The organism is Salmonella sp. 32120201201600049SM (assembly GCF_017572835.1).
Taxonomy (GTDB): Bacteria; Pseudomonadota; Gammaproteobacteria; order Enterobacterales; family Enterobacteriaceae; genus Salmonella; species Salmonella enterica.
This window is the reverse complement of record NZ_JAGESA010000001.1, coordinates 19,819-39,461: the sequence shown is the minus strand read 5'-3', so window position 1 is coordinate 39,461 and position 19,643 is coordinate 19,819. Positions and strand designations below refer to the sequence as shown.

The 19,643-nt window shown below is 52.2% G+C and carries 20 protein-coding genes; 10 read left to right on the top strand and 10 right to left on the bottom strand.

Annotated features, from left to right (window positions below; all coding sequences use genetic code 11):
• Positions 1 to 34: 34 nt before the first annotated feature.
• Positions 35 to 814: an AraC family transcriptional regulator gene (locus J4650_RS00165; RefSeq protein WP_023993503.1), complete on the bottom strand. Its 780-nt coding sequence runs from the start codon at positions 812 to 814 to the stop codon at positions 35 to 37.
• Positions 815 to 839: 25 nt separating this feature from the next.
• Entirely contained in the window at positions 840 to 1,388 is a 549-nt protein-coding gene (locus J4650_RS00160; RefSeq protein ID WP_023993504.1) for a YbhB/YbcL family Raf kinase inhibitor-like protein, read from the bottom strand.
• Between the two features lie 214 nt (positions 1,389 to 1,602).
• Between J4650_RS00160 and rlmI the strand changes: the two genes are divergently transcribed.
• On the top strand, positions 1,603 to 2,814 hold the full coding sequence (rlmI, locus tag J4650_RS00155; RefSeq protein WP_000140480.1) for a 23S rRNA (cytosine(1962)-C(5))-methyltransferase RlmI: 1,212 nt from the start codon (positions 1,603 to 1,605) through the stop codon (positions 2,812 to 2,814).
• A gap of 57 nt (positions 2,815 to 2,871) precedes the next feature.
• Positions 2,872 to 3,189: a heat shock protein HspQ gene (gene hspQ / locus J4650_RS00150; protein WP_000561983.1), complete on the top strand. Its 318-nt coding sequence runs from the start codon at positions 2,872 to 2,874 to the stop codon at positions 3,187 to 3,189.
• A 44-nt stretch (positions 3,190 to 3,233) separates the two neighbouring features.
• Here the strand turns inward: hspQ and J4650_RS00145 are convergent, their stop codons facing one another.
• Positions 3,234 to 3,647 (bottom strand): CoA-binding protein, encoded by a 414-nt coding sequence (locus J4650_RS00145; protein ID WP_001537782.1) that lies wholly within the window; start codon positions 3,645 to 3,647, stop codon positions 3,234 to 3,236.
• Positions 3,648 to 3,820: 173 nt separating this feature from the next.
• Here J4650_RS00145 and J4650_RS00140 point away from each other — a divergent pair, with 173 nt between their 5' ends.
• Both J4650_RS00140 and mgsA read left to right on the top strand, forming a co-directional pair.
• Positions 3,821 to 4,483, top strand: coding sequence for a DUF2057 family protein (locus J4650_RS00140; protein ID WP_000847719.1), 663 nt, complete (start codon positions 3,821 to 3,823; stop codon positions 4,481 to 4,483).
• A gap of 94 nt (positions 4,484 to 4,577) precedes the next feature.
• Entirely contained in the window at positions 4,578 to 5,036 is a 459-nt protein-coding gene (mgsA, locus tag J4650_RS00135) for a methylglyoxal synthase (RefSeq protein WP_023993505.1), read from the top strand.
• 35 nt (positions 5,037 to 5,071) lie between these two features.
• On the opposite strand, the gene helD is transcribed toward mgsA, so the two are convergent.
• Positions 5,072 to 7,126 (bottom strand): DNA helicase IV, encoded by a 2,055-nt coding sequence (gene helD, locus J4650_RS00130; RefSeq protein WP_023993506.1) that lies wholly within the window; start codon positions 7,124 to 7,126, stop codon positions 5,072 to 5,074.
• 123 nt (positions 7,127 to 7,249) lie between these two features.
• Between helD and J4650_RS00125 the strand changes: the two genes are divergently transcribed.
• A complete protein-coding gene (locus J4650_RS00125) occupies positions 7,250 to 7,696 on the top strand; it encodes a YccF domain-containing protein (protein ID WP_023993507.1) in 447 nt (148 codons plus the stop codon).
• A gap of 18 nt (positions 7,697 to 7,714) precedes the next feature.
• Positions 7,715 to 9,868, top strand: a complete 2,154-nt coding sequence (yccS, locus tag J4650_RS00120) for a YccS family putative transporter (RefSeq protein WP_000950876.1) — start codon at positions 7,715 to 7,717, stop codon at positions 9,866 to 9,868.
• Here yccS and J4650_RS00115 read toward each other — a convergent pair.
• A complete protein-coding gene (locus J4650_RS00115) occupies positions 9,855 to 10,460 on the bottom strand; it encodes a TfoX/Sxy family DNA transformation protein (RefSeq protein WP_001202375.1) in 606 nt (201 codons plus the stop codon). The two genes, yccS and J4650_RS00115, sit on opposite strands and share 14 nt — an antisense overlap.
• 216 nt (positions 10,461 to 10,676) lie before the next feature.
• Here J4650_RS00115 and sulA point away from each other — a divergent pair, with 216 nt between their 5' ends.
• Positions 10,677 to 11,186 carry an SOS-induced cell division inhibitor SulA gene (gene sulA, locus J4650_RS00110; RefSeq protein ID WP_000288732.1) on the top strand — a complete coding sequence of 170 codons (510 nt, stop codon included), beginning with the start codon at positions 10,677 to 10,679 and terminating at the stop codon, positions 11,184 to 11,186.
• A 356-nt stretch (positions 11,187 to 11,542) separates the two neighbouring features.
• Positions 11,543 to 12,595, top strand: a complete 1,053-nt coding sequence (ompA, locus tag J4650_RS00105; RefSeq protein WP_001670727.1) for a porin OmpA — start codon at positions 11,543 to 11,545, stop codon at positions 12,593 to 12,595.
• Positions 12,596 to 12,666: 71 nt separating this feature from the next.
• Here the strand turns inward: ompA and matP are convergent, their stop codons facing one another.
• Positions 12,667 to 13,119: a macrodomain Ter protein MatP gene (matP, locus tag J4650_RS00100; protein WP_000877172.1), complete on the bottom strand. Its 453-nt coding sequence runs from the start codon at positions 13,117 to 13,119 to the stop codon at positions 12,667 to 12,669.
• Positions 13,120 to 13,304: 185 nt separating this feature from the next.
• On the opposite strand from matP, the gene J4650_RS00095 reads away from it, so the two are divergent.
• Positions 13,305 to 15,065 (top strand): Lon protease family protein, encoded by a 1,761-nt coding sequence (locus J4650_RS00095; protein WP_000156457.1) that lies wholly within the window; start codon positions 13,305 to 13,307, stop codon positions 15,063 to 15,065.
• 68 nt (positions 15,066 to 15,133) lie between these two features.
• On the top strand, positions 15,134 to 15,652 hold the full coding sequence (gene fabA, locus J4650_RS00090; protein WP_000227928.1) for a bifunctional 3-hydroxydecanoyl-ACP dehydratase/trans-2-decenoyl-ACP isomerase: 519 nt from the start codon (positions 15,134 to 15,136) through the stop codon (positions 15,650 to 15,652).
• 99 nt (positions 15,653 to 15,751) lie between these two features.
• Here the strand turns inward: fabA and rmf are convergent, their stop codons facing one another.
• The 4 genes from rmf to pqiA all read right to left on the bottom strand — a co-directional run bounded on the left by rmf (position 15,752) and on the right by pqiA (position 19,633).
• A complete protein-coding gene (gene rmf, locus J4650_RS00085) occupies positions 15,752 to 15,919 on the bottom strand; it encodes a ribosome modulation factor (RefSeq protein ID WP_001537784.1) in 168 nt (55 codons plus the stop codon).
• 255 nt (positions 15,920 to 16,174) lie between these two features.
• Entirely contained in the window at positions 16,175 to 16,738 is a 564-nt protein-coding gene (pqiC, locus tag J4650_RS00080) for a membrane integrity-associated transporter subunit PqiC (protein WP_000759136.1), read from the bottom strand.
• The gene (gene pqiB / locus J4650_RS00075; RefSeq protein ID WP_000433414.1) at positions 16,735 to 18,375 is read right to left on the bottom strand and encodes an intermembrane transport protein PqiB; all 1,641 of its coding nucleotides are present in this window, start codon (positions 18,373 to 18,375) and stop codon (positions 16,735 to 16,737) included. Before pqiB ends, pqiC begins: the two co-directional genes overlap by 4 nt.
• Before the next feature lie 4 nt (positions 18,376 to 18,379).
• Positions 18,380 to 19,633, bottom strand: coding sequence for a membrane integrity-associated transporter subunit PqiA (gene pqiA, locus J4650_RS00070; protein WP_000333152.1), 1,254 nt, complete (start codon positions 19,631 to 19,633; stop codon positions 18,380 to 18,382).
• Positions 19,634 to 19,643: the final 10 nt, after the last annotated feature.

The window sequence follows — 19,643 nt, the reverse complement described above, 5'->3', positions numbered from 1 at the left end:
CATAATCAGTGGTGGAAGCTCATACAGGACATACTTAACGTACCTGGCTGGGCAGACACCCATAATGTTGGCGGAATCTGGCCGTAAATCGCGACCCCGACAGGTAGCCGCACCGTAGCGCTATTTCGCCGATCGGCAGCGTCGTCGATTGCAGTTGAGAAAGCGCGCAGGACATGCGCACCTCTTCAACAATTTGTCGATAACTCTGCGATTCGCGCTGCAAACGCCGACGCAGCGTCGATGTTCCCATAGCAAGACGGCGGGCTATCTCCTGGGCTGTCCATAGCTTAGAAGGCGAGAGCATAATCAGTTGCCGCACCTGCTCCGTGAGGGTGTAACGCCGTTCAATAAGCAGCGGTCCTGCCGCGCCATCATGCAAAAGCGCTAACAGTAACCCCATCGCCTGATGTTCCTGTAGCCCAACGGGTAAACCCTGGCGCACAGCATCCAACACGTTCTCCCACATAAATGTCAGGCTACGGCTCATCGGCGTACACAGCGATGTCAGGTTTGCCGGTGGATAATCCTGAACGTACATCGTTTTAAAGCGAGCAATAATCTCCGGTGAAAGTAACAACAGGTCGGAGCGAAAACCGTTCTGCGCAGGCTGATTAATAATCTCCAGCGGCGTGTTCGCCGGAATAATAATCAACTCGCCCGACCCGGCGACAAGGCGGCTATCATCCTGAATGATGACTTTACTGCCCTGCGTAATATGGCAGATAGCGGCGGAAAAAAGCGTAACACGATGCAAACGGTGCAGATGACTGGAACGCACCTCTGCCGTCGTAAGATCCTGATGTCGAATATGCATCTCCTGCACCGTGCCGTCCTCTATTTTATCTTCCGTATGTGGCCGTGAATTGTGCTTTCGCAATCACATGCGCGTTAAGCATAAACCCTACCAACGCGCCACTCGACTCACTGTCGAGCGGCAGTGTTGCCGTATTCAGCGCCCACACAGTAAACTGATAGCGATGAGGCTTATCGCCCGGCGGCGGACAGGCGCCGCCAAAGCCAGCATAACCGAAATCATTACGTCCCTGCACCACTCCAGCGGGTAACGTTTTTTTATCAGTCCCCGTCGGCAGGTCGTGAATCTGCGCAGGAATATTCACCATCGTCCAGTGCCACCAGCCGCTTCCGGTGGGCGCATCAGGATCGAAGACGGTAATAGCGTAGCTTTTGGTTCCGGCAGGCGAATTACGCCAGCTCAGTTGCGGCGAAATATTTTCTCCGCTACAACCAAATCCTTTAAAGACGTGCTGTTGCGTTAAACGAAAATCCGCCGGAATATCCGCACTACTGAGGCTAAACGCCGACGCGGCAGATACGCCGCCACTCAATGCCATCATTGCGGCTGCGGTCAAAGAGAAGACTGTTTTCATTGTATTTCCTTCTTCATGTAAAGAAATAACACTATAAAAAGCGCCCACTGAAGAAACTGTGCCTTTACGATTCTATTTTGTGCAGAAACGCTCACCGCCATACGCTGGTGATTGCCTCTCTCATCTGTGCTACCCTACGCGCCATTTCGTTTTCACGGTCCCTGGCTGGAGCTATCATCCGGCTCGCGTCACTGTTTGTGAGAGGTTACTCCGCATGACTGAATCTACATTTCCGCAATATCCCCGTTTAGTCCTCAGCAAAGGGCGAGAAAAATCTTTACTCCGCCGCCACCCATGGGTCTTTTCCGGCGCCGTCTCCCGCCTGGAAGGCAAAGCCAACCTCGGTGAAACTATCGATATCGTCGACCATCAGGGAAAGTGGTTAGCACGCGGCGCCTGGTCGCCAGCATCCCAGATCCGCGCGCGCGTCTGGACATTTGATAAAGCAGAATCCATTGATATTGCGTTTTTCACCCGCCGCCTGCGCCAGGCGCAGCAGTGGCGCGACTGGCTGGCGAAAAAAGACGGCCTGGATAGCTATCGTCTGATCGCCGGTGAGTCCGATGGCCTGCCTGGCGTCACTATCGATCGTTTTGGTCATTTTTTGGTGCTGCAACTGCTCAGCGCCGGGGCCGAATATCAACGTGCCGCATTAATTAGCGCTCTGCAAACATGCTATCCGGATTGCGCTATTTACGATCGCAGCGACGTCGCCGTGCGGAAAAAAGAAGGGATGGCGCTGACGCAAGGTCCGGTCACTGGCGAGCTGCCGCCTGCGCTTCTGCCAATTGAAGAACACGGTATGAAATTACTGGTCGATATCCAGGGCGGCCACAAAACCGGTTATTATCTTGATCAGCGCGACAGTCGTCTGGCGACGCGCCGCTACGTGGAAAATCAGCGGGTACTGAACTGCTTCTCTTATACCGGCGGTTTTGCCGTGTCGGCATTAATGGGCGGTTGTCGCCAGGTTGTCAGCGTGGATACCTCACAGGATGCGCTGGATATCGCCAGGCAAAACGTTGAACTGAACCAACTGGACTTGAGCAAAGCCGAATTCGTGCGCGATGACGTGTTTAAGTTGCTGCGCGCTTACCGTGAACACGGCGAAAAATTCGACGTCATCATCATGGACCCGCCCAAATTCGTCGAAAATAAAAGCCAGTTAATGGGGGCCTGCCGGGGCTATAAAGACATTAACATGTTAGCGATTCAACTGCTCAATCCGGGCGGCATACTGCTGACATTCTCTTGCTCCGGACTGATGACCAGCGATTTATTTCAGAAAATCATTGCCGATGCCGCAATAGATGCCGGTCGTGATGTACAATTTATAGAGCAGTTCCGTCAGGCCGCCGATCACCCGGTGATCGCCACCTACCCGGAAGGGCTGTATCTGAAAGGGTTTGCCTGTCGCGTCATGTAACTTGAAAAGTGGAATAGTATCCTCATATAAAGGGTATCTATTTCCCGGGAGGTGACTATGATAGCCAGCAAATTCGGTATCGGCCAACAGGTCCGCCATTCCCTGTTAGGTTACCTCGGAGTGGTCGTCGATATCGACCCGGAATATTCGCTTGATGAACCGTCGCCTGATGAACTGGCGGTTAACGACGAACTTCGCGCCGCTCCGTGGTACCACGTGGTAATGGAAGATGATGATGGTCAGCCAGTGCATACTTATCTGGCCGAGGCCCAGTTGCGAAGCGAAATGCGGGACGAGCATCCAGAACAGCCATCGATGGATGAACTGGCGCGTACCATTCGCAAGCAGCTTCAGGCGCCGCGACTACGTAACTGATTGTATTTAAAAGGCCGGAAAGCGATATCCGGCCATTTAAACTTTTATTTCGCCAGCCCCAGGCGAGGGATCTCAATCGCCGGGCAGCGATCCATCACCACGGTCATGCCTGCATCCCGCGCCAGCACCGCCGCCTGTTCGTTGATCACGCCAAGCTGTAGCCATAGCGTTTTTGCGCCGATGGCGATAGCTTCCTGCGCGACGCCCCATGCAGCTTCAGAGTTGCGAAAAACATCCACCATATCGACTTTTTCGGGAATGTCCGCCAGCGTGGCATACCCCTGTTGCCCCAGCAATGTCTTACCCGCGACTTTTGGCGCAACCGGAATCACATGGTAGCCCTGTTCAAGCAGGTATTTCATTACCCGATAACTTGGACGATCGGGTTTATCGCTCGCACCTACCAGCGCGATAGTGCGAGTGGACGTCAAAACATCAGCAATATCGGTCTCTTTCATCATCTTTCTCCTGGCTGTTTTGCAAAGTGTACGACAAACCTGACATAGCAACCATTCATCCCATACCGATGTATGAGAGCAAAACGCCAAAATATGTCTATATGTTAGTAAACATGATCTAAGAAAAATTTCGATACATTATTAGCCAGACGGCCTTTGGACAGGAGAACCTTATGAAAACCGGCGCGCTAGCCACCTTCCTTGCTCTCTGTTTGCCGGTGACTGTTTTTGCCACAACGCTCCGTTTGTCTAATGAGGTTGATCTGCTGGTGCTGGACGGCAAAAAGGTGTCCAGCTCTTTATTACGCGGCGCAGAGAGCATTGAACTGGAAAACGGGCCGCATCAACTCGTTTTCCGGGTGGAAAAAACCATCCGCCTGCCCGGTAATGAAGAGCGGCTTTATATTTCTCCGCCGCTGGTGATAAGTTTCGATACCCAACTGATAAGTCAGGTCAATTTCCAGCTCCCGCGGCTGGAAAACGAGCGCGAAGCCTCGCATTTTAACGCGGCGCCGCGTCTGGCGCTTTTGGACGGCGACGCCATGCCCATTCCGGTAAAACTCGATATTCTGGCCATTACTTCTACGGCTAAAGTGGTCGATTATGAAATAGAGACCGAGCGTTATAATAAATCGGCGAAACGCGCCTCGCTTCCTCAGTTCGCCACGATGATGGCAGACGACAGCACATTACTTTCCGACGTCTCAGAGCTTGATACCGTACCGCCGCAATCACAAACTCTGACAGAACAGCGGCTGAAATATTGGTTCCGACTGGCCGACCCGCAGACACGCCATCATTTTCTGCAATGGGCGGAAAAACAGCCGCCCTCTTGATATGAGTTGTCCCAGCGCGCAATTTTTTTCTCTTTCTCTTGCAGCATCAAGCGCTTCCAGTAATCTGTAGACAGGTTAACTACGGAATCGAATTATGGAACTGACGACTCGCACCTTGCCGACGCGCAAACATATCGCGTTGGTTGCTCACGACCACTGCAAACAGATGTTAATGAACTGGGTGGAACGCCATCAGCCGTTGCTGGAAAAACACGTTCTTTATGCAACCGGCACCACGGGGAATCTGATCCAGCGCGCAACCGGTATGGACGTTAATGCGATGCTGAGCGGCCCGATGGGCGGCGACCAGCAGGTTGGCGCACTCATTTCAGAAGGGAAAATCGACGTGTTGATTTTCTTCTGGGACCCGCTTAACGCGGTACCGCACGACCCCGATGTCAAAGCGCTACTGCGTCTGGCCACCGTATGGAATATCCCTGTCGCCAATAACGTCTCAACGGCGGACTTTATCATCCAGTCCCCGCATTTTAATGACGCTGTAGATATTCTTATTCCGGATTATGCGCGTTATCTGGCCGAGCGCCTGAAATAAACGCTACGCGGGCGGGATGCTGTACCGCCCGCGCTTTAGGGCTTCCTCGCCACCGGCACATCCAGCTGTTTAAGCGCCTCCACAAAGCGCGAGGGATTATCTTTATTAAAAAGCAGCCAGACCCGCGCACGCGCGCGCGTCAACGCCACATATAACAAACGCCGCTCTTCAGCGTCCGGAAAATCCTCAACCTGAGGAAGAAGCGCACTTTCCATAATGGATTCTCGCGCCGGGGCGGGGAAACCGTCGTTACCCTCCTGCAATCCGACAAGAATCACGTAATCGGCCTGTTGGCCTTTGCTGGCATGGATAGTCATGAAGTCTATCTGTAACTTCGGCCAGCGAGTCGCCGCTTTTTGTAGACTCGCGGGTTTCAGATGGTGATAGCGCGCCAGCACCAGGATACGTTCATCTTCCTTCGCATAGCCGGATAATTTATCCAGTAACGCGTCCAACTGGCTTTCATCCAATAACGTCACCGCTTTTTTATCGCCTGGGGTCAGACTATTTAACGGTTTTTTAAGCTGGTGCGGATTCTGCTGTACAAAGCGATTGGCAATATCGCCAATCCGACTGTTAAAGCGGTACGTGGTGTCCAGGTGGCAATGCTCGCCCTCGCCGAACGTCTGATGAAACGCCGTCGTTAAGGAGAGCTGCGCCCCGCTAAAACGGTAAATCGCCTGCCAGTCATCGCCAACGGCAAACAGCGTAGTCTGGCTATTCTGCTTGCGTAGCGCCTCTAACAGCGCCGCCCGTTGCGGGGAAATATCCTGAAATTCATCGACCAGAATATGCTTCCACGGGCTGATAAAACGCCCTTTTTCGAGGATCACCATTGCCTGATGGATCAGCCCGGAGAAATCAACGGCATTTTCCGCTTTCAACGCGCTTTTCCAGGCCTTTAGCAGCGGCGCCATCAGCTTAATGCGTTTGCCAAACAGCTCGCGGCACTCCTCTGGCGCGCCAGCGATCATTTCTGCCTGCGCGCCGCCGTGCATACGCATCAAACTGACCCAACGATCCAGGCGAGGGGCCAGACGCCGCTGCAATGTCTCATCGTCCCAGAAATTACCTTCCGGCACTACCCACTGCATCTCCTCTTCCAGCCACTGACGCCAGCCTTTGGCCTGCGCTTTTTTCTCGCTACACTGCTGACGCCAGGTGCGCAGAAATAGCTGATGCCGCGCGGTGGCGTCACTTTCCAGCTTACTGACAACCGGCGCTTTTTTACTGCCTTGCTGAATAATATACAGCGCCAGCGAATGGAACGTACGGGCAGTAATCTCTTCCGTATGTAAGCGCTCGCGGATACGCTCATCCATCTCTTCTGCCGCCTTGCGACCAAACGCCAGTAAAAGAATTTGCCCCGCATCGGCTTGTCCGCGCGCCAACAGCCAACCCGCGCGCGCCACCAGCACCGAGGTCTTACCGCTTCCCGCGCCCGCCAGTACCAGTAACGATGATTCGCCGTTAACCACCGCCCTGGCCTGGGAAGGATTAAGCGGAGAGGATTCTATCTGCGTAAAAAAGTCGGCATGCGCTTCCAGCATGGCATCAGCATACGCCTGATTATGCTGCTGCCGACTTCCCTCGCTATCCTGTAACCAGGCCAGACACTTACGCCATATCTCGCGACAGTGAGCAAACTCCTCCAGACGTGAGACCGGCAGCGGCAAGGCGGCAAACGTCTGGCGAATTTCGTGTTGCAGCCCCCGAACGCGTTCACGGGTAAGCCATTGGTTTTCGCCCGTTCGCTCACTAATACGCGCCCATTGCTCTTGTAATGCCTGCGCGGCGACATCACTCATCTCCTGGCTCCAGCGACGCCAGTGCGCGTCCAGATAGCGATGGAATTGCTGGGTTTCCGACCACTCGGTACCGTGCAAACGCACGACTTTATCCTCCGGCAGGACAAACTCCAGCTCGCCCCATACCAGCCCACGCTTACAGTGAATCGCCAATAACTGATTGAATGGAATAAGATATTCATGCCTGTCGCCAGACACTTTCACCCCAGCGTTGAGGATCTCGGCACGATCATACGGGTGTTGCGCCAGACGTTTTCCAAGAGAAGTTGCTTTCAGTTCCATGACTCAGCGAATCCAGACGTAAAGATGTGCTTATCAGTGTAACCGCCAGAGAAAACGTGCTCCAGTCTAAAAAAACGTTACAATTGCCCGCAGTGATAGAAAACCGGAATGAACTGAGGGTTTATGCGTACCGTTCTGAATATTTTAAACTTTGTACTGGGCGGCTTTGCCACTACGCTGGCCTGGCTGCTGGCGACGTTTGTCAGTATTGTGCTTATTTTTACCCTGCCGTTGACCCGCTCCTGCTGGGAGATAACCAAACTGTCCCTGTTCCCTTACGGTAATGAAGCCATTCACGTTGACGAACTTAATCCGGCGGCAAAAAGCGTATTAATGAATACTGGCGGTACCTTGCTGAATATTTTCTGGTTACTTTTTTTCGGCTGGTGGCTATGCCTGATGCACATTGCCTCCGGTATCGCGCAGTGTGTCACTATCATCGGGATACCTGTCGGTATTGCGAACTTTAAAATTGCCGCGATTGCGCTTTGGCCTGTCGGTCGCCGCGTCGTCTCTGTAGAAACCGCTCGCGCCGCGCGAGAAGCTAACGCGCGCCGCCGTTTTGAATGATCGGGACAAATAGCCTTTATGTTAAGTCCGTTGATTCGCCGTTATACCTGGAACAGTACCTGGCTGTATTACATCCGCATTTTTATCGCTCTGTGCGGCACCACCGCCCTGCCCTGGTGGCTGGGCGACGTCAAACTGACCATCCCGCTCACGCTCGGTATGGTTGCCGCGGCGCTAACCGATCTCGACGATCGCCTTGCCGGACGCTTGCGTAATTTAATCATTACCTTAATTTGCTTTTTTATCGCGTCGGCTTCTGTGGAGCTGCTCTTTCCCTGGCCGTGGCTATTTGCGTTGGGCTTAACGTTATCCACCAGCGGGTTTATTCTGTTGGGAGGACTGGGGCAACGCTATGCCACCATCGCGTTCGGCGCGTTACTCATTGCCATCTATACGATGCTGGGTACCTCTTTATACGATCACTGGTATCAGCAACCACTGCTCCTGCTGGCAGGCGCAGTATGGTATAACCTACTGACGCTAACCGGGCATCTGCTATTTCCGATCCGTCCGTTGCAGGATAATCTGGCACGCAGTTACGAACAGTTAGCGCACTATCTGGAACTGAAATCACGTCTGTTTGATCCTGATATTGAAGATGAAAGCCAGGCGCCGCTCTATGATTTAGCGTTAGCGAACGGGCAGTTAATGGCGACGCTGAACCAAACGAAAGTGTCGTTATTGAGTCGCCTGCGCGGCGATCGCGGTCAACGCGGTACGCGCCGCACCCTCCATTACTATTTTGTGGCGCAGGATATTCATGAACGCGCCAGTTCTTCGCATATTCAATACCAGACGCTGCGCGATTATTTTCGCCATAGCGACGTCATGTTCCGCTTTCAGCGTCTGATGTCGATGCAGGCGCAGGCCTGTACGCAGCTGGCGCGCTGTATCTTACTGCGTACGCCGTACCAGCATGATCCGCGTTTTGAACGCGTCTTTACCCACATTGACGCCGCGCTTGAACGTATGCGCGCCAGCGGCGCTTCTTTAGAGCTGTTAAATACGCTTGGGTTCTTATTAACCAACCTACGCGCTATTGATGCGCAACTGGCGACGATCGAGTCGGAGCAGGCCCAGGCAATGCCGCGCAATGAGTCAGAAAACCAGTTGGCTGATGATAGCCTGCACGGGTTTAGCGACATCTGGCTGCGTCTGAGCCGTAATTTTACCCCGGAGTCCGCTCTCTTTCGCCATGCGGTACGCATGTCGCTGGTATTGTGCATCGGTTATGCTCTCATCCAAATTACCGGGATGCGCCACGGGTACTGGATATTGCTCACCAGCCTGTTCGTTTGTCAGCCTAACTATAACGCGACCCGCCATCGCCTTGCGCTCAGGATTATCGGTACGTTGGTAGGCGTTGCGATCGGCCTGCCGATTTTATGGTTTGTTCCTTCGCTTGAAGGACAGTTAGTTCTGCTGGTGATTACCGGCGTGCTTTTCTTCGCATTCCGTAATGTGCAGTATGCCCATGCAACGATGTTCATCACCCTGCTGGTATTACTCTGCTTTAACCTCCTGGGCGAAGGCTTTGAGGTAGCGTTACCGCGCGTCGTCGACACGTTAATTGGCTGCGCTATCGCCTGGGCTGCGGTCAGCTTTATTTGGCCGGACTGGCGCTTTCGCAACCTTCCCCGGGTACTCCAGCGCGCCACCGATGCTAATTGCCGCTACCTTGACGCGATCCTTGAGCAATATCACCAGGGACGGGATAACCGCCTGGCCTATCGCATTGCCAGACGCGACGCGCACAACCGCGATGCAGAACTGGCATCCGTAGTTTCTAATATGTCGAGCGAACCCGACGTCACGGCCGAAACCCGGGAGGCGGCGTTCAGGCTGCTTTGCCTCAATCACACTTTTACCAGCTATATCTCCGCCCTCGGCGCGCACCGCGAAAAACTCAGCAATCCGGACGTGTTGGGGCTTCTGGATGACGCGGTCTGCTACGTTGATGATGCGCTTCATCATCAACCTGAAGACGAACAGCGCGTACACCAGGCGCTGGAGGGTTTAAAGCAGCGAGTTCAGTCACTGGAAACACGTCCGGACAGCAAAGAACCTCTGGTTGTTCAACAAATTGGTTTGCTCATTGCCTTACTGCCCGAGATTGGACGCTTGCAACGGCAAATTTCACCGCCGACTTCTACATTAATTACCCAGCCGTAAGCGAATGAGCCCAGTCGGCAAGCTCCTGGCGACGACTCGCCGGGAGCGCCGCTTCATGTACGCCGACAATTGCGCCTTCCAGGGCATACAAAACTTTCACCGTCAGCAAGGGATTGCTTTGTCGCAACCTTAGCCAGCACATTTTCGCGCCCAGTATGCGTAACATATTTTCGTCCTTTATCCCTGACTCATTGAGCAATGTTTCCAGATGGAAGGTCATATTGGGGAGATCTTTGAGTCTGTGCTGTAAAATACGGCTGTGTTTTTCCTTCATTGCCGCGTCAAGAGAATACTTCGATAAACGCACCAGCTGCTGCTGATCGCGCCACAGGCTTTCATCCACCCGGTAATAGTTGAGCATAACGGGACGTCCACATTTCATAAACATGAGCCAGGCGGGAGGATGCTTCACACAGTAGGGTACGCTTTCTTCACAGGCGCGGAGATAAAGCTCGCCATTAGCCACCATCGCAAAGACGGTATCCTCCACGGTCAGACTATAGCTACCGAATAAAGATCGATACTGGATCGTCCCCAAAGAGGCCAAATATTCTTGCGATTTATAGATCCTGTCATAAGAGAGTGCTCTCATAAAATTCCTTTTAAATCATAAAGTAAAAGAATGATTTGCAGTAACGGATCCGTTAATGACGAAAATAGGCAACTTATACTCCGCGAGCAAGATGATTTTTATTTTTGACGCCACTAAGAATAAAAATTGCGAGACAGTTTCCGAAAATAGAGTTGATCTTTCATCGCCACAGGGGTACTGTATGAATATACAGTAACCCACAGGGCTGGATTGATTATGTACACTTCAGGTTATGCAAATCGTTCTTCGTCATTTCCTACCACTACCCACAACGCTGCGCGCACCGCTACGGAAAATGCCGCGGCAGGACTGGTCAGTGAAGTTGTCTACCACGAAGACCAGCCCATGATGGCGCAACTCCTGCTTTTGCCTTTACTCCGTCAGTTAGGCCAACAATCACGCTGGCAGCTCTGGCTCACGCCGCAGCAAAAGCTCAGCCGTGAATGGGTACAGTCTTCAGGTTTGCCATTAACGAAAGTGATGCAAATTAGCCAGCTTGCGCCTCGTCATACGCTGGAGTCGATGATCCGCGCTTTGCGTACAGGAAATTACAGCGTGGTAATTGGTTGGATGACTGAAGAACTGACAGAAGAAGAACATGCCAGCCTGGTTGAAGCAGCGAAGGTAGGTAATGCGGTAGGGTTTATCATGCGCCCTGTACGTGCGCACGCTTTACCCAGGAGACAGCATTCCGGGCTAAAAATTCACTCTAATTTGTATCATTAAGTAAAATTAGGATTTATCCTGGACTTTTTTTTACGCGAACGTATCTCCTTTGAGTGCTAACGTTTTTTTTGCGAGAACGCTTGTCAGAAGCGGTTTCCGCAATTTTTGCTGTACGATTTATCATCTAAAACTGTTAAATGATGTGTATATCCGTCATGTTTTTTTCACATGTCTGACGGAGTTCACACTTGTAAGTTTCCAACTACGTTGTAGACTTTACATCGCCAGGGGTGCTCAGCATAAGCCGTAGATATCGGTAGAGTAACTATTGAGCAGATCCCCCGGTGAAGGATTTAACCGTGTTATCTCGTTGGAGATATTCATGGCGTATTTTGGATGATAACGAGGCGCAAAAAATGAAAAAGACAGCTATCGCGATTGCAGTGGCACTGGCTGGTTTCGCTACCGTAGCGCAGGCCGCTCCGAAAGATAACACCTGGTACGCTGGTGCTAAACTGGGCTGGTCTCAGTACCATGACACCGGCTTCATTAACAATGATGGCCCGACTCATGAAAACCAACTGGGCGCAGGTGCTTTTGGTGGTTACCAGGTTAACCCGTACGTTGGCTTTGAAATGGGCTACGACTGGTTAGGCCGTATGCCGTACAAAGGCGACAACATCAATGGCGCTTATAAAGCTCAGGGCGTTCAGTTGACCGCTAAACTGGGTTATCCAATCACTGACGATCTGGACGTTTATACCCGTCTGGGTGGTATGGTATGGCGTGCAGACACCAAGTCTAACGTCCCTGGCGGCCCGTCTACTAAAGACCACGACACCGGCGTTTCCCCGGTATTCGCGGGCGGTATCGAGTATGCCATCACCCCTGAAATCGCAACCCGTCTGGAATACCAGTGGACTAACAACATCGGTGATGCCAACACCATCGGCACCCGTCCGGACAACGGCCTGCTGAGCGTAGGTGTTTCCTACCGTTTCGGCCAGCAAGAAGCTGCTCCGGTAGTAGCTCCGGCACCGGCTCCGGCTCCGGAAGTACAGACCAAGCACTTCACTCTGAAGTCTGACGTACTGTTCAACTTCAACAAATCTACCCTGAAGCCGGAAGGCCAGCAGGCTCTGGATCAGCTGTACAGCCAGCTGAGCAACCTGGATCCGAAAGACGGTTCCGTTGTCGTTCTGGGCTTCACTGACCGTATCGGTTCTGACGCTTACAACCAGGGTCTGTCCGAGAAACGTGCTCAGTCTGTTGTTGATTACCTGATCTCCAAAGGTATTCCGTCTGACAAAATCTCCGCACGTGGTATGGGCGAATCTAACCCGGTTACCGGCAACACCTGTGACAACGTGAAACCTCGCGCTGCCCTGATCGATTGCCTGGCTCCGGATCGTCGCGTAGAGATCGAAGTTAAAGGCGTTAAAGACGTGGTAACTCAGCCGCAGGCTTAAGTTTCCGTCTGATAAAAAACCCCGCGTCGCGGGGTTTTTTGCTCTGGTCTGGATGACAACGCCTTTCAGCGTTACTTCTTGCCTAATAACGCCTGTAAATCCTGCTTTAACGTGGTCATTTGCGTGGCATATTTCTCTTTATGCTCCGCGTCTTCTATCAGTTGCACTATCGTTTCGGATAATGTTTTACCGCGTCGCTGCGCAAGGCCCGCCAGACGCTGCCAGACCATAAACTCTAAATCGATAGATTTTTTGCGCGTATGCTGATGTTCCGCATTGAAGTGTCGTTTGCGTCTTGCCCGAATGGTTTGTTTCATCCGATTAAGCAAGGCAGGATTCATATGCCTGTCTATCCAGACGTTTACCCGCACCGGTTCATTTTCGAGGGCCAACAACAAATTGACGGCTTCCTGGGCAGCACTGGCTTCCACGTAGCGGGTGATCAACTCCCCTTCGCGGTGCTTTTTCACCAGATATTTCCATTTCCAACCGCTTTCAAGATTTTCAAGTTGTTGATATTTCATTGCGATCCCAACGTTACCGTGTAACTGTTATCAGAATATCAGTTTTTTAGCCATCTGAAGAAAAGAATCTCTAACCTGTGAATGGTTACACGTCTTCATATTACTTTGCATTCGCTTTCCGCGTGTGCAGCGTGACGGGTTAGGCTATAATCCCCCCTTTTACAACAGACTAAAAAACCTCAACTTTGACCATTACGAAACTTGCATGGCGTGATCTGGTGCCGGATAGCGAAAGCTATCAGGAGATATTTGCACAGCCACACGCGACTGACGAAAACGACACCTTACTCAGTGATACTCAGCCACGACTGCAATTTGCGCTTGAGCAGCTTATTCAGCCGTGGAGCTCATCCTCTTTTATGCTGACTAAAGCGCCTGAAGAGCAAGAGTATCTCACTTTACTTTCAGATGCCGTCCGCGCTCTGCAAACCGATGCCGGACAATTAACCGGCGGACATTATGACGTTTCCGGGCATACTGTTCATTACCGCGCCGCGCAGAATGCGCAAGACAACTTTGCCACCGTCACACAAGTCGTCAGCGCGGACTGGGTCGAAGCCGAGCAGCTCTTTGGTTGCCTGCGGCAGTATAACGGCGACATTACCCTGCAGCCGGGACTGGTTCATCAGGCGAACGGCGGCGTGCTGATTATTTCCTTACGAACCCTTCTGGCGCAGCCGTTACTGTGGATGCGTCTGAAAGCCATCGTTAGCCGCGAGCGTTTTGACTGGGTGGCCTTTGACGAGTCGCGTCCATTACCGGTCTCCGTGCCATCCATGCCGCTCAAACTGAAGGTGATTCTGGTTGGCGAACGTGAATCACTGGCTGATTTTCAGGAGATGGAACCGGAGCTCGCGGAACAGGCTATCTACAGTGAATTTGAAGACAATTTACAGATAGCGGACGCAGAAGCTATGACCCTGTGGTGTCAATGGGTGACGCGTATCGCTTTACGCGATAATTTGCCCCCTCCGGCACCGGACGCCTGGCCCGTCCTGATACGCGAGGCTGTGCGCTATACCGGCGAACAGGATACGCTGCCTCTTTGCCCACTGTGGATAGCCCGCCAGTTTAAGGAAGCGGCGCCTTTATGCGAAGGCGATACCTGCGGCGAAGAAGCGCTCAGTCTGATGCTTGCCCGACGCGAATGGCGAGAAGGCTTTCTGGCGGAACGGATGCAGGATGAGATTCTGCAAGAGCAGATCCTGATTGAAACCGAAGGCGAACGCGTTGGACAAATCAATGCGCTTTCCGTCATTGAGTTTCCCGGGCATCCTCGCGCCTTTGGCGAACCGTCGCGAATTAGCTGTGTTGTGCATATCGGCGATGGCGAATTTAACGATATTGAGCGCAAGGCCGAACTTGGCGGGAATATCCACGCTAAGGGAATGATGATTATGCAGGCCTTCCTGATGTCGGAGTTGCAGCTGGAGCAACAAATTCCCTTCTCTGCCTCGTTAACCTTTGAGCAGTCCTACAGCGAAGTGGATGGCGATAGCGCCTCAATGGCGGAATTATGTGCGCTCATCAGCGCGCTGGCCAATGTGCCAGTGAATCAAAACATTGCGATTACCGGCTCGGTCGATCAGTTTGGTCGCGCGCAACCGGTGGGCGGGCTAAACGAAAAAATTGAAGGTTTCTTCGCCATCTGCGAGCAGCGGGAATTAAACGGTAAACAGGGCGTAATTATCCCTGCCGCCAACGTCCGCCATCTCAGTCTTAAATCTGAACTGCTGCAAGCGGTTAAAGAAGAGAAGTTCACTATCTGGGCGGTAGACGACGTGACCGACGCCTTACCGCTACTGTTAAATCTGGTGTGGGATGGCGAAGGTCAAACGACGTTGATGCAGACTATCCAGGAGCGTATCGCGCAGGCGACGCAACAGGAAGGCCGTCATCGTTTCCCGTGGCCATTACGTTGGCTGAACGCTTTTATTCCGAACTGATCGGACTTGTTCAGCGTACACGTGTTAGCTATCCTGCGTGCTTCAATAAAATAAGGTTTACATAAAACATGGTAGATAAACGCGAATCCTATACAAAAGAAGACCTTCTTGCCTCTGGTCGTGGTGAACTGTTTGGCGCTAAAGGGCCGCAACTCCCTGCGCCGAACATGCTGATGATGGACCGCGTCGTTAAGATGACCGAAACGGGCGGCAATTTCGACAAAGGCTATGTCGAAGCCGAGCTGGATATCAATCCGGATCTATGGTTCTTCGGATGCCACTTTATCGGCGATCCGGTGATGCCCGGTTGTCTGGGTCTGGATGCTATGTGGCAATTGGTGGGATTCTACCTGGGCTGGTTGGGCGGCGAAGGCAAAGGCCGCGCTCTGGGCGTGGGCGAAGTGAAATTTACCGGCCAGGTTCTGCCGACAGCCAGGAAAGTCACCTATCGCATTCATTTCAAACGTATCGTAAACCGTCGCCTGATCATGGGTCTGGCGGACGGTGAGGTTCTGGTGGATGGTCGTCTGATCTATACCGCTCACGATTTGAAAGTCGGTTTGTTCCAGGATACTTCCGCGTTCTAAGTGTTGAATTGATATTCCGCGCTATCGGTATCATGCTTGCAAAGCCAATAAAGGCGAAACCTCCGCACTGCGGAGGTTTCTTTTTCTAAAGAGACAGAATCAGGCCATTACCGCCCTGTCCTCCATGGCTTGTCGCCAACCTCCCAACCAGTATGACCGTTGATTCAGCGTCTGATAGGGACACATTTCTTTTGATCGTCCGGCGATGCCGGCCTGATATCCACGTTGATGTGCCCGTTCCAGGCGATCTCGTTTTTGTCTCTTCATGCCTCGTTTCCCTCATATTTGTATCTGGTGGAAAAGAAAACAGTGATTACAAAATGTGCAATCACACTACACGAATACCTCTAAATGGATCGCCCGTCAATGCGCAAAATTCACACCAATGTCATATTTGTGAGCTATACGGTAAATCATTTGTACAAAAAATGTGAGCCATAACAACTATTTTTCCGGCGTCAAAAATAAAAAAACCGCCTCAGGCGCACGACCTGAAGCGGTTAAATTTACATTACTTTTATCTCAGGGAAGGCGCTTTATCTCATCTGCGATAGCGGCTGCTTCCTGACTCCATGCGCTTGCCAGTACTTTGACCATCTCATCATAGCCATCTTTCTGCTGGCTGGCTTCGATATGGAAAGGCCGCTTAATCAGTTGTCCGTTGTGGTTTAATAACCACTCCCCGCTGACGATAACCTTACCATCGTAACGTCCATGGAATCCGGTTACGGTAACGTTCAACGTATCCTGGGTGGTTCCCAACGGCTGGGAAGCGACGACCCAGCCAGGAAGCCGGGCGCTAAGATTCGCCACCAGCGTGTTACGTAATTGCTGGTCCAGCGGGCTGGCCCACAGATTGTTATTGGCAATCACATACTGGACATCACTGGTTTGATACACCACACCGTTACCTGCCAGATAGTCAGGTACGGAAACCTGCTCTACCCATAAGAGACGGTTGCCCTGGCTTGCGGTGCTTTGCACACCGCTTTGCGCTATCGGGAGCTGATAATAGCTTTTATTCTCTCCGCCGGAGCTACATGACGCCAGCCAGAACGCCATTATCACGACTAGCCATTTTTTCATTGTTTCGCCCTCTTAGGCTCAGGATCTTTTTTATCCTTCGCTTCAAATACCAGCGCGTTGCTCTTCTCGTTCAGAGTTTTCAACACCGGTTGTAACTCACGAAGCACCTGATCGAGACGCTGCATATCCGCCACCATTTTGTTATACGCCGCCGATCCAGGCTGGAAGCCTTGCATACTGCGGTTAAGTTCGCGTAACGTCGTTTGCATATCCGCCGGAAGCTGCTGCATCGACTGACTGGAGGTAATCTTGTTCATATTATCCAGCGTGGTTTGCAGCCGACGCATAGTACGCTGGCTTTCAGACAGCGTATTGGTCGCTTGTTCAATCATCGGATTCAGCGGCAGGTTGTTGATCTTATCCAACGTTTCCACCAGTCGCTGTTGAATTTGCGCCAGGCCGCTGCTGACGGTGGGAATAATTTCATAACCATCAAATTCGCGTAGCCCGGTAATCGGCGGCTCCTTAGGATAAAAGTCCAGATCGACATACAGCGCCCCGGTCACCAGGTTACCGGTTTTAAGCGAAGCGCGTAAACCGCGCTTAAGCAGTTCCGTCAAATGCGCGCCAACATCCGCATTTTCTCCCAATTGCGCTTTCAGACGCTCCGGTTCAATGCGCACCAGCACAGGAATACGGTAATCGTCGTTAAATACCTGGCGCATTTTAGACGCAAAGAAAGGCACTTTGCTTACCGTCCCCAGACGAATACCGCGGAACTCCAGCGGCGCGCCGGGTTGTAATCCGCGCACCGAATCTTTAAAGAACATCAGGTAATCGATATGATCGGTATACAGCGAATCCTGAATACTTTTTTGATCGTCGTAGAGGTTAAACGCCGTTTTTTCGGCGACGGGTTGCCCCTGCTCAAGTCCTTCCGGCACATCAAAACTCACGCCGCCGCCAAACAACGTCGTCAACGATCCCATTTCCACGCGCATTCCCGCCGATGTCAGATCCACAGCGATACCGCTATCTTTCCAGAATCGGACATTACTGGTGACCAACCGATCGTTTGGCGCCTTAATGAACAACTGATAACTCATTGTCCGTTTTTGCGGATCGAAAGAGCTGGTTTCAACGGACCCTACCCGATAGCCCCGGAACAGAACGGGATCGCCAGGACTGAGCTGACCGGCCTTTTTGCTGTCCAGAATCACACGAATACCTTTGGCATCGGGCGGCGCCAACGGCGGTGAGTCAAGAAGCTGATAGCTTTCCGGCTGACTGCCCTTACTTCCTGGTTGTAGTTCAATATACGCACCTGATAGCAGCGTCCCAAGCCCGCTGATGCCTTCACGCCCCACCTGCGGTTTTACCACCCAAAATACCGAGTCTTTATGCAGCAACTTTTCCATACCGGAATGGAGCCGCGCTTTGATTTGTACGTGGGTCAGATCGTCAGTCAGCGTCGCGCTTTCAACCACGCCGACATCCACGCTGCGACTTTTGATCGTCGTTTTTCCGCCTTCAATGCCTTCCGCATTGGTGGTGATTAAGGTAACTTCCGGTCCCTGGTGGCTGTAGTGATAAAACAGAATCCAGGCTCCGATAAGCGCAGTAACAATCGGGAATATCCAGACAGGCGACCAATTTTTCACCTTTTGTACTTTGGCTTCCCCTTTTTTAGGTTCCATGCTATCAGGACTCCTCATGGCCTGGTTCGTACTCACGATCCCACGACAGACGCGGATCAAAGGTCATCGCAGAAAACATTGTCATTATGACGACTAAAGCAAACATCAACGCACCCATCGCAGGATAAATATTCATTAACCCTCCCATACGCACCAGCGCAGAGAGTACGGCAATGACAAAGACATCAATCATTGACCAGCGCCCCACAAACTCCACTACTTCATAAATAAAATGCATCCGTTCACTGTCGCGCTTACCGTGGCCTTTCGCATCCCAACAAAGCCAGGCAATGGCGATCATTTTTAGCGTCGGCACCATAATACTGGCGAGAAAGATAACCGCCGCCACCGGATAAGACCCCTCGCTCCACAGCAAAATCACGCCAGCCAGAATGGTCGACGGCATTTTCGAGCCCAGTAAGTCAGTAATCATAATCGGCAAAATATTGGCGGGCAGATAAAGCATGATCGAGGTAAATAATAACGCCAGCGTCCACTGCAAACTGTTTTTACGCCGGACATAGCCTTTCGTATGGCAACGCGGACAGACGAGACTCTCCGCAGGCAGGATCGCCGTACAGCAGGCGCAAGAACGCAAAGACTGCCGGATACCGGTAATTCCCGGCGTTAACGGCTGCGCCAGTGCAGGCTGCGGGGCGATATCATCCCACAACCAGCGGCGATCGACACACTGGAACGCCCGCAGTTGAACGAGACAAAATAAGCACCAGGGAATAAAACTGCTGCCGATGCCGATATCGCCGTAGGCCATCAGCTTAACAAAACTGACCAACACCCCGGCGAGAAATATTTCCGCCATTCCCCACGATTTGAGGAGGAAAAAGATCCTTGCCAGCGTTTTTTTTACCGACAACGGCAGACTGGCGCGGTTGACAAGTAATAGAATGGTCACCAGGCAAAATGCCGGCACCAGTTGGACAAATAACAAAAAGAACGTGCCGAGGCTGGCGTAATCTTCAGAAAACATGACGCCGGGGATTTCCAGAAGCGTGACTTCGCTGGTGACGCCCGCGACATTCATATTCACGAAGGGAAAAAGGTTAGAAAGCAGCAACATAAATAGTGCCGCTAACGCATAGGCGGTAGGACGCTGCCGGGGCGCGTCCCACTCGGTCGTTAACGTTGCGCCGCATCGTGGACATGCTGCTTTTTGCCCATGCGAGAGGCGGGGTAAAGCCACCAGCATGTCGCATTGCGGGCACAATATGTGCTTCGCAGCATGGTGATGTTCACACATAGGCGCTCCT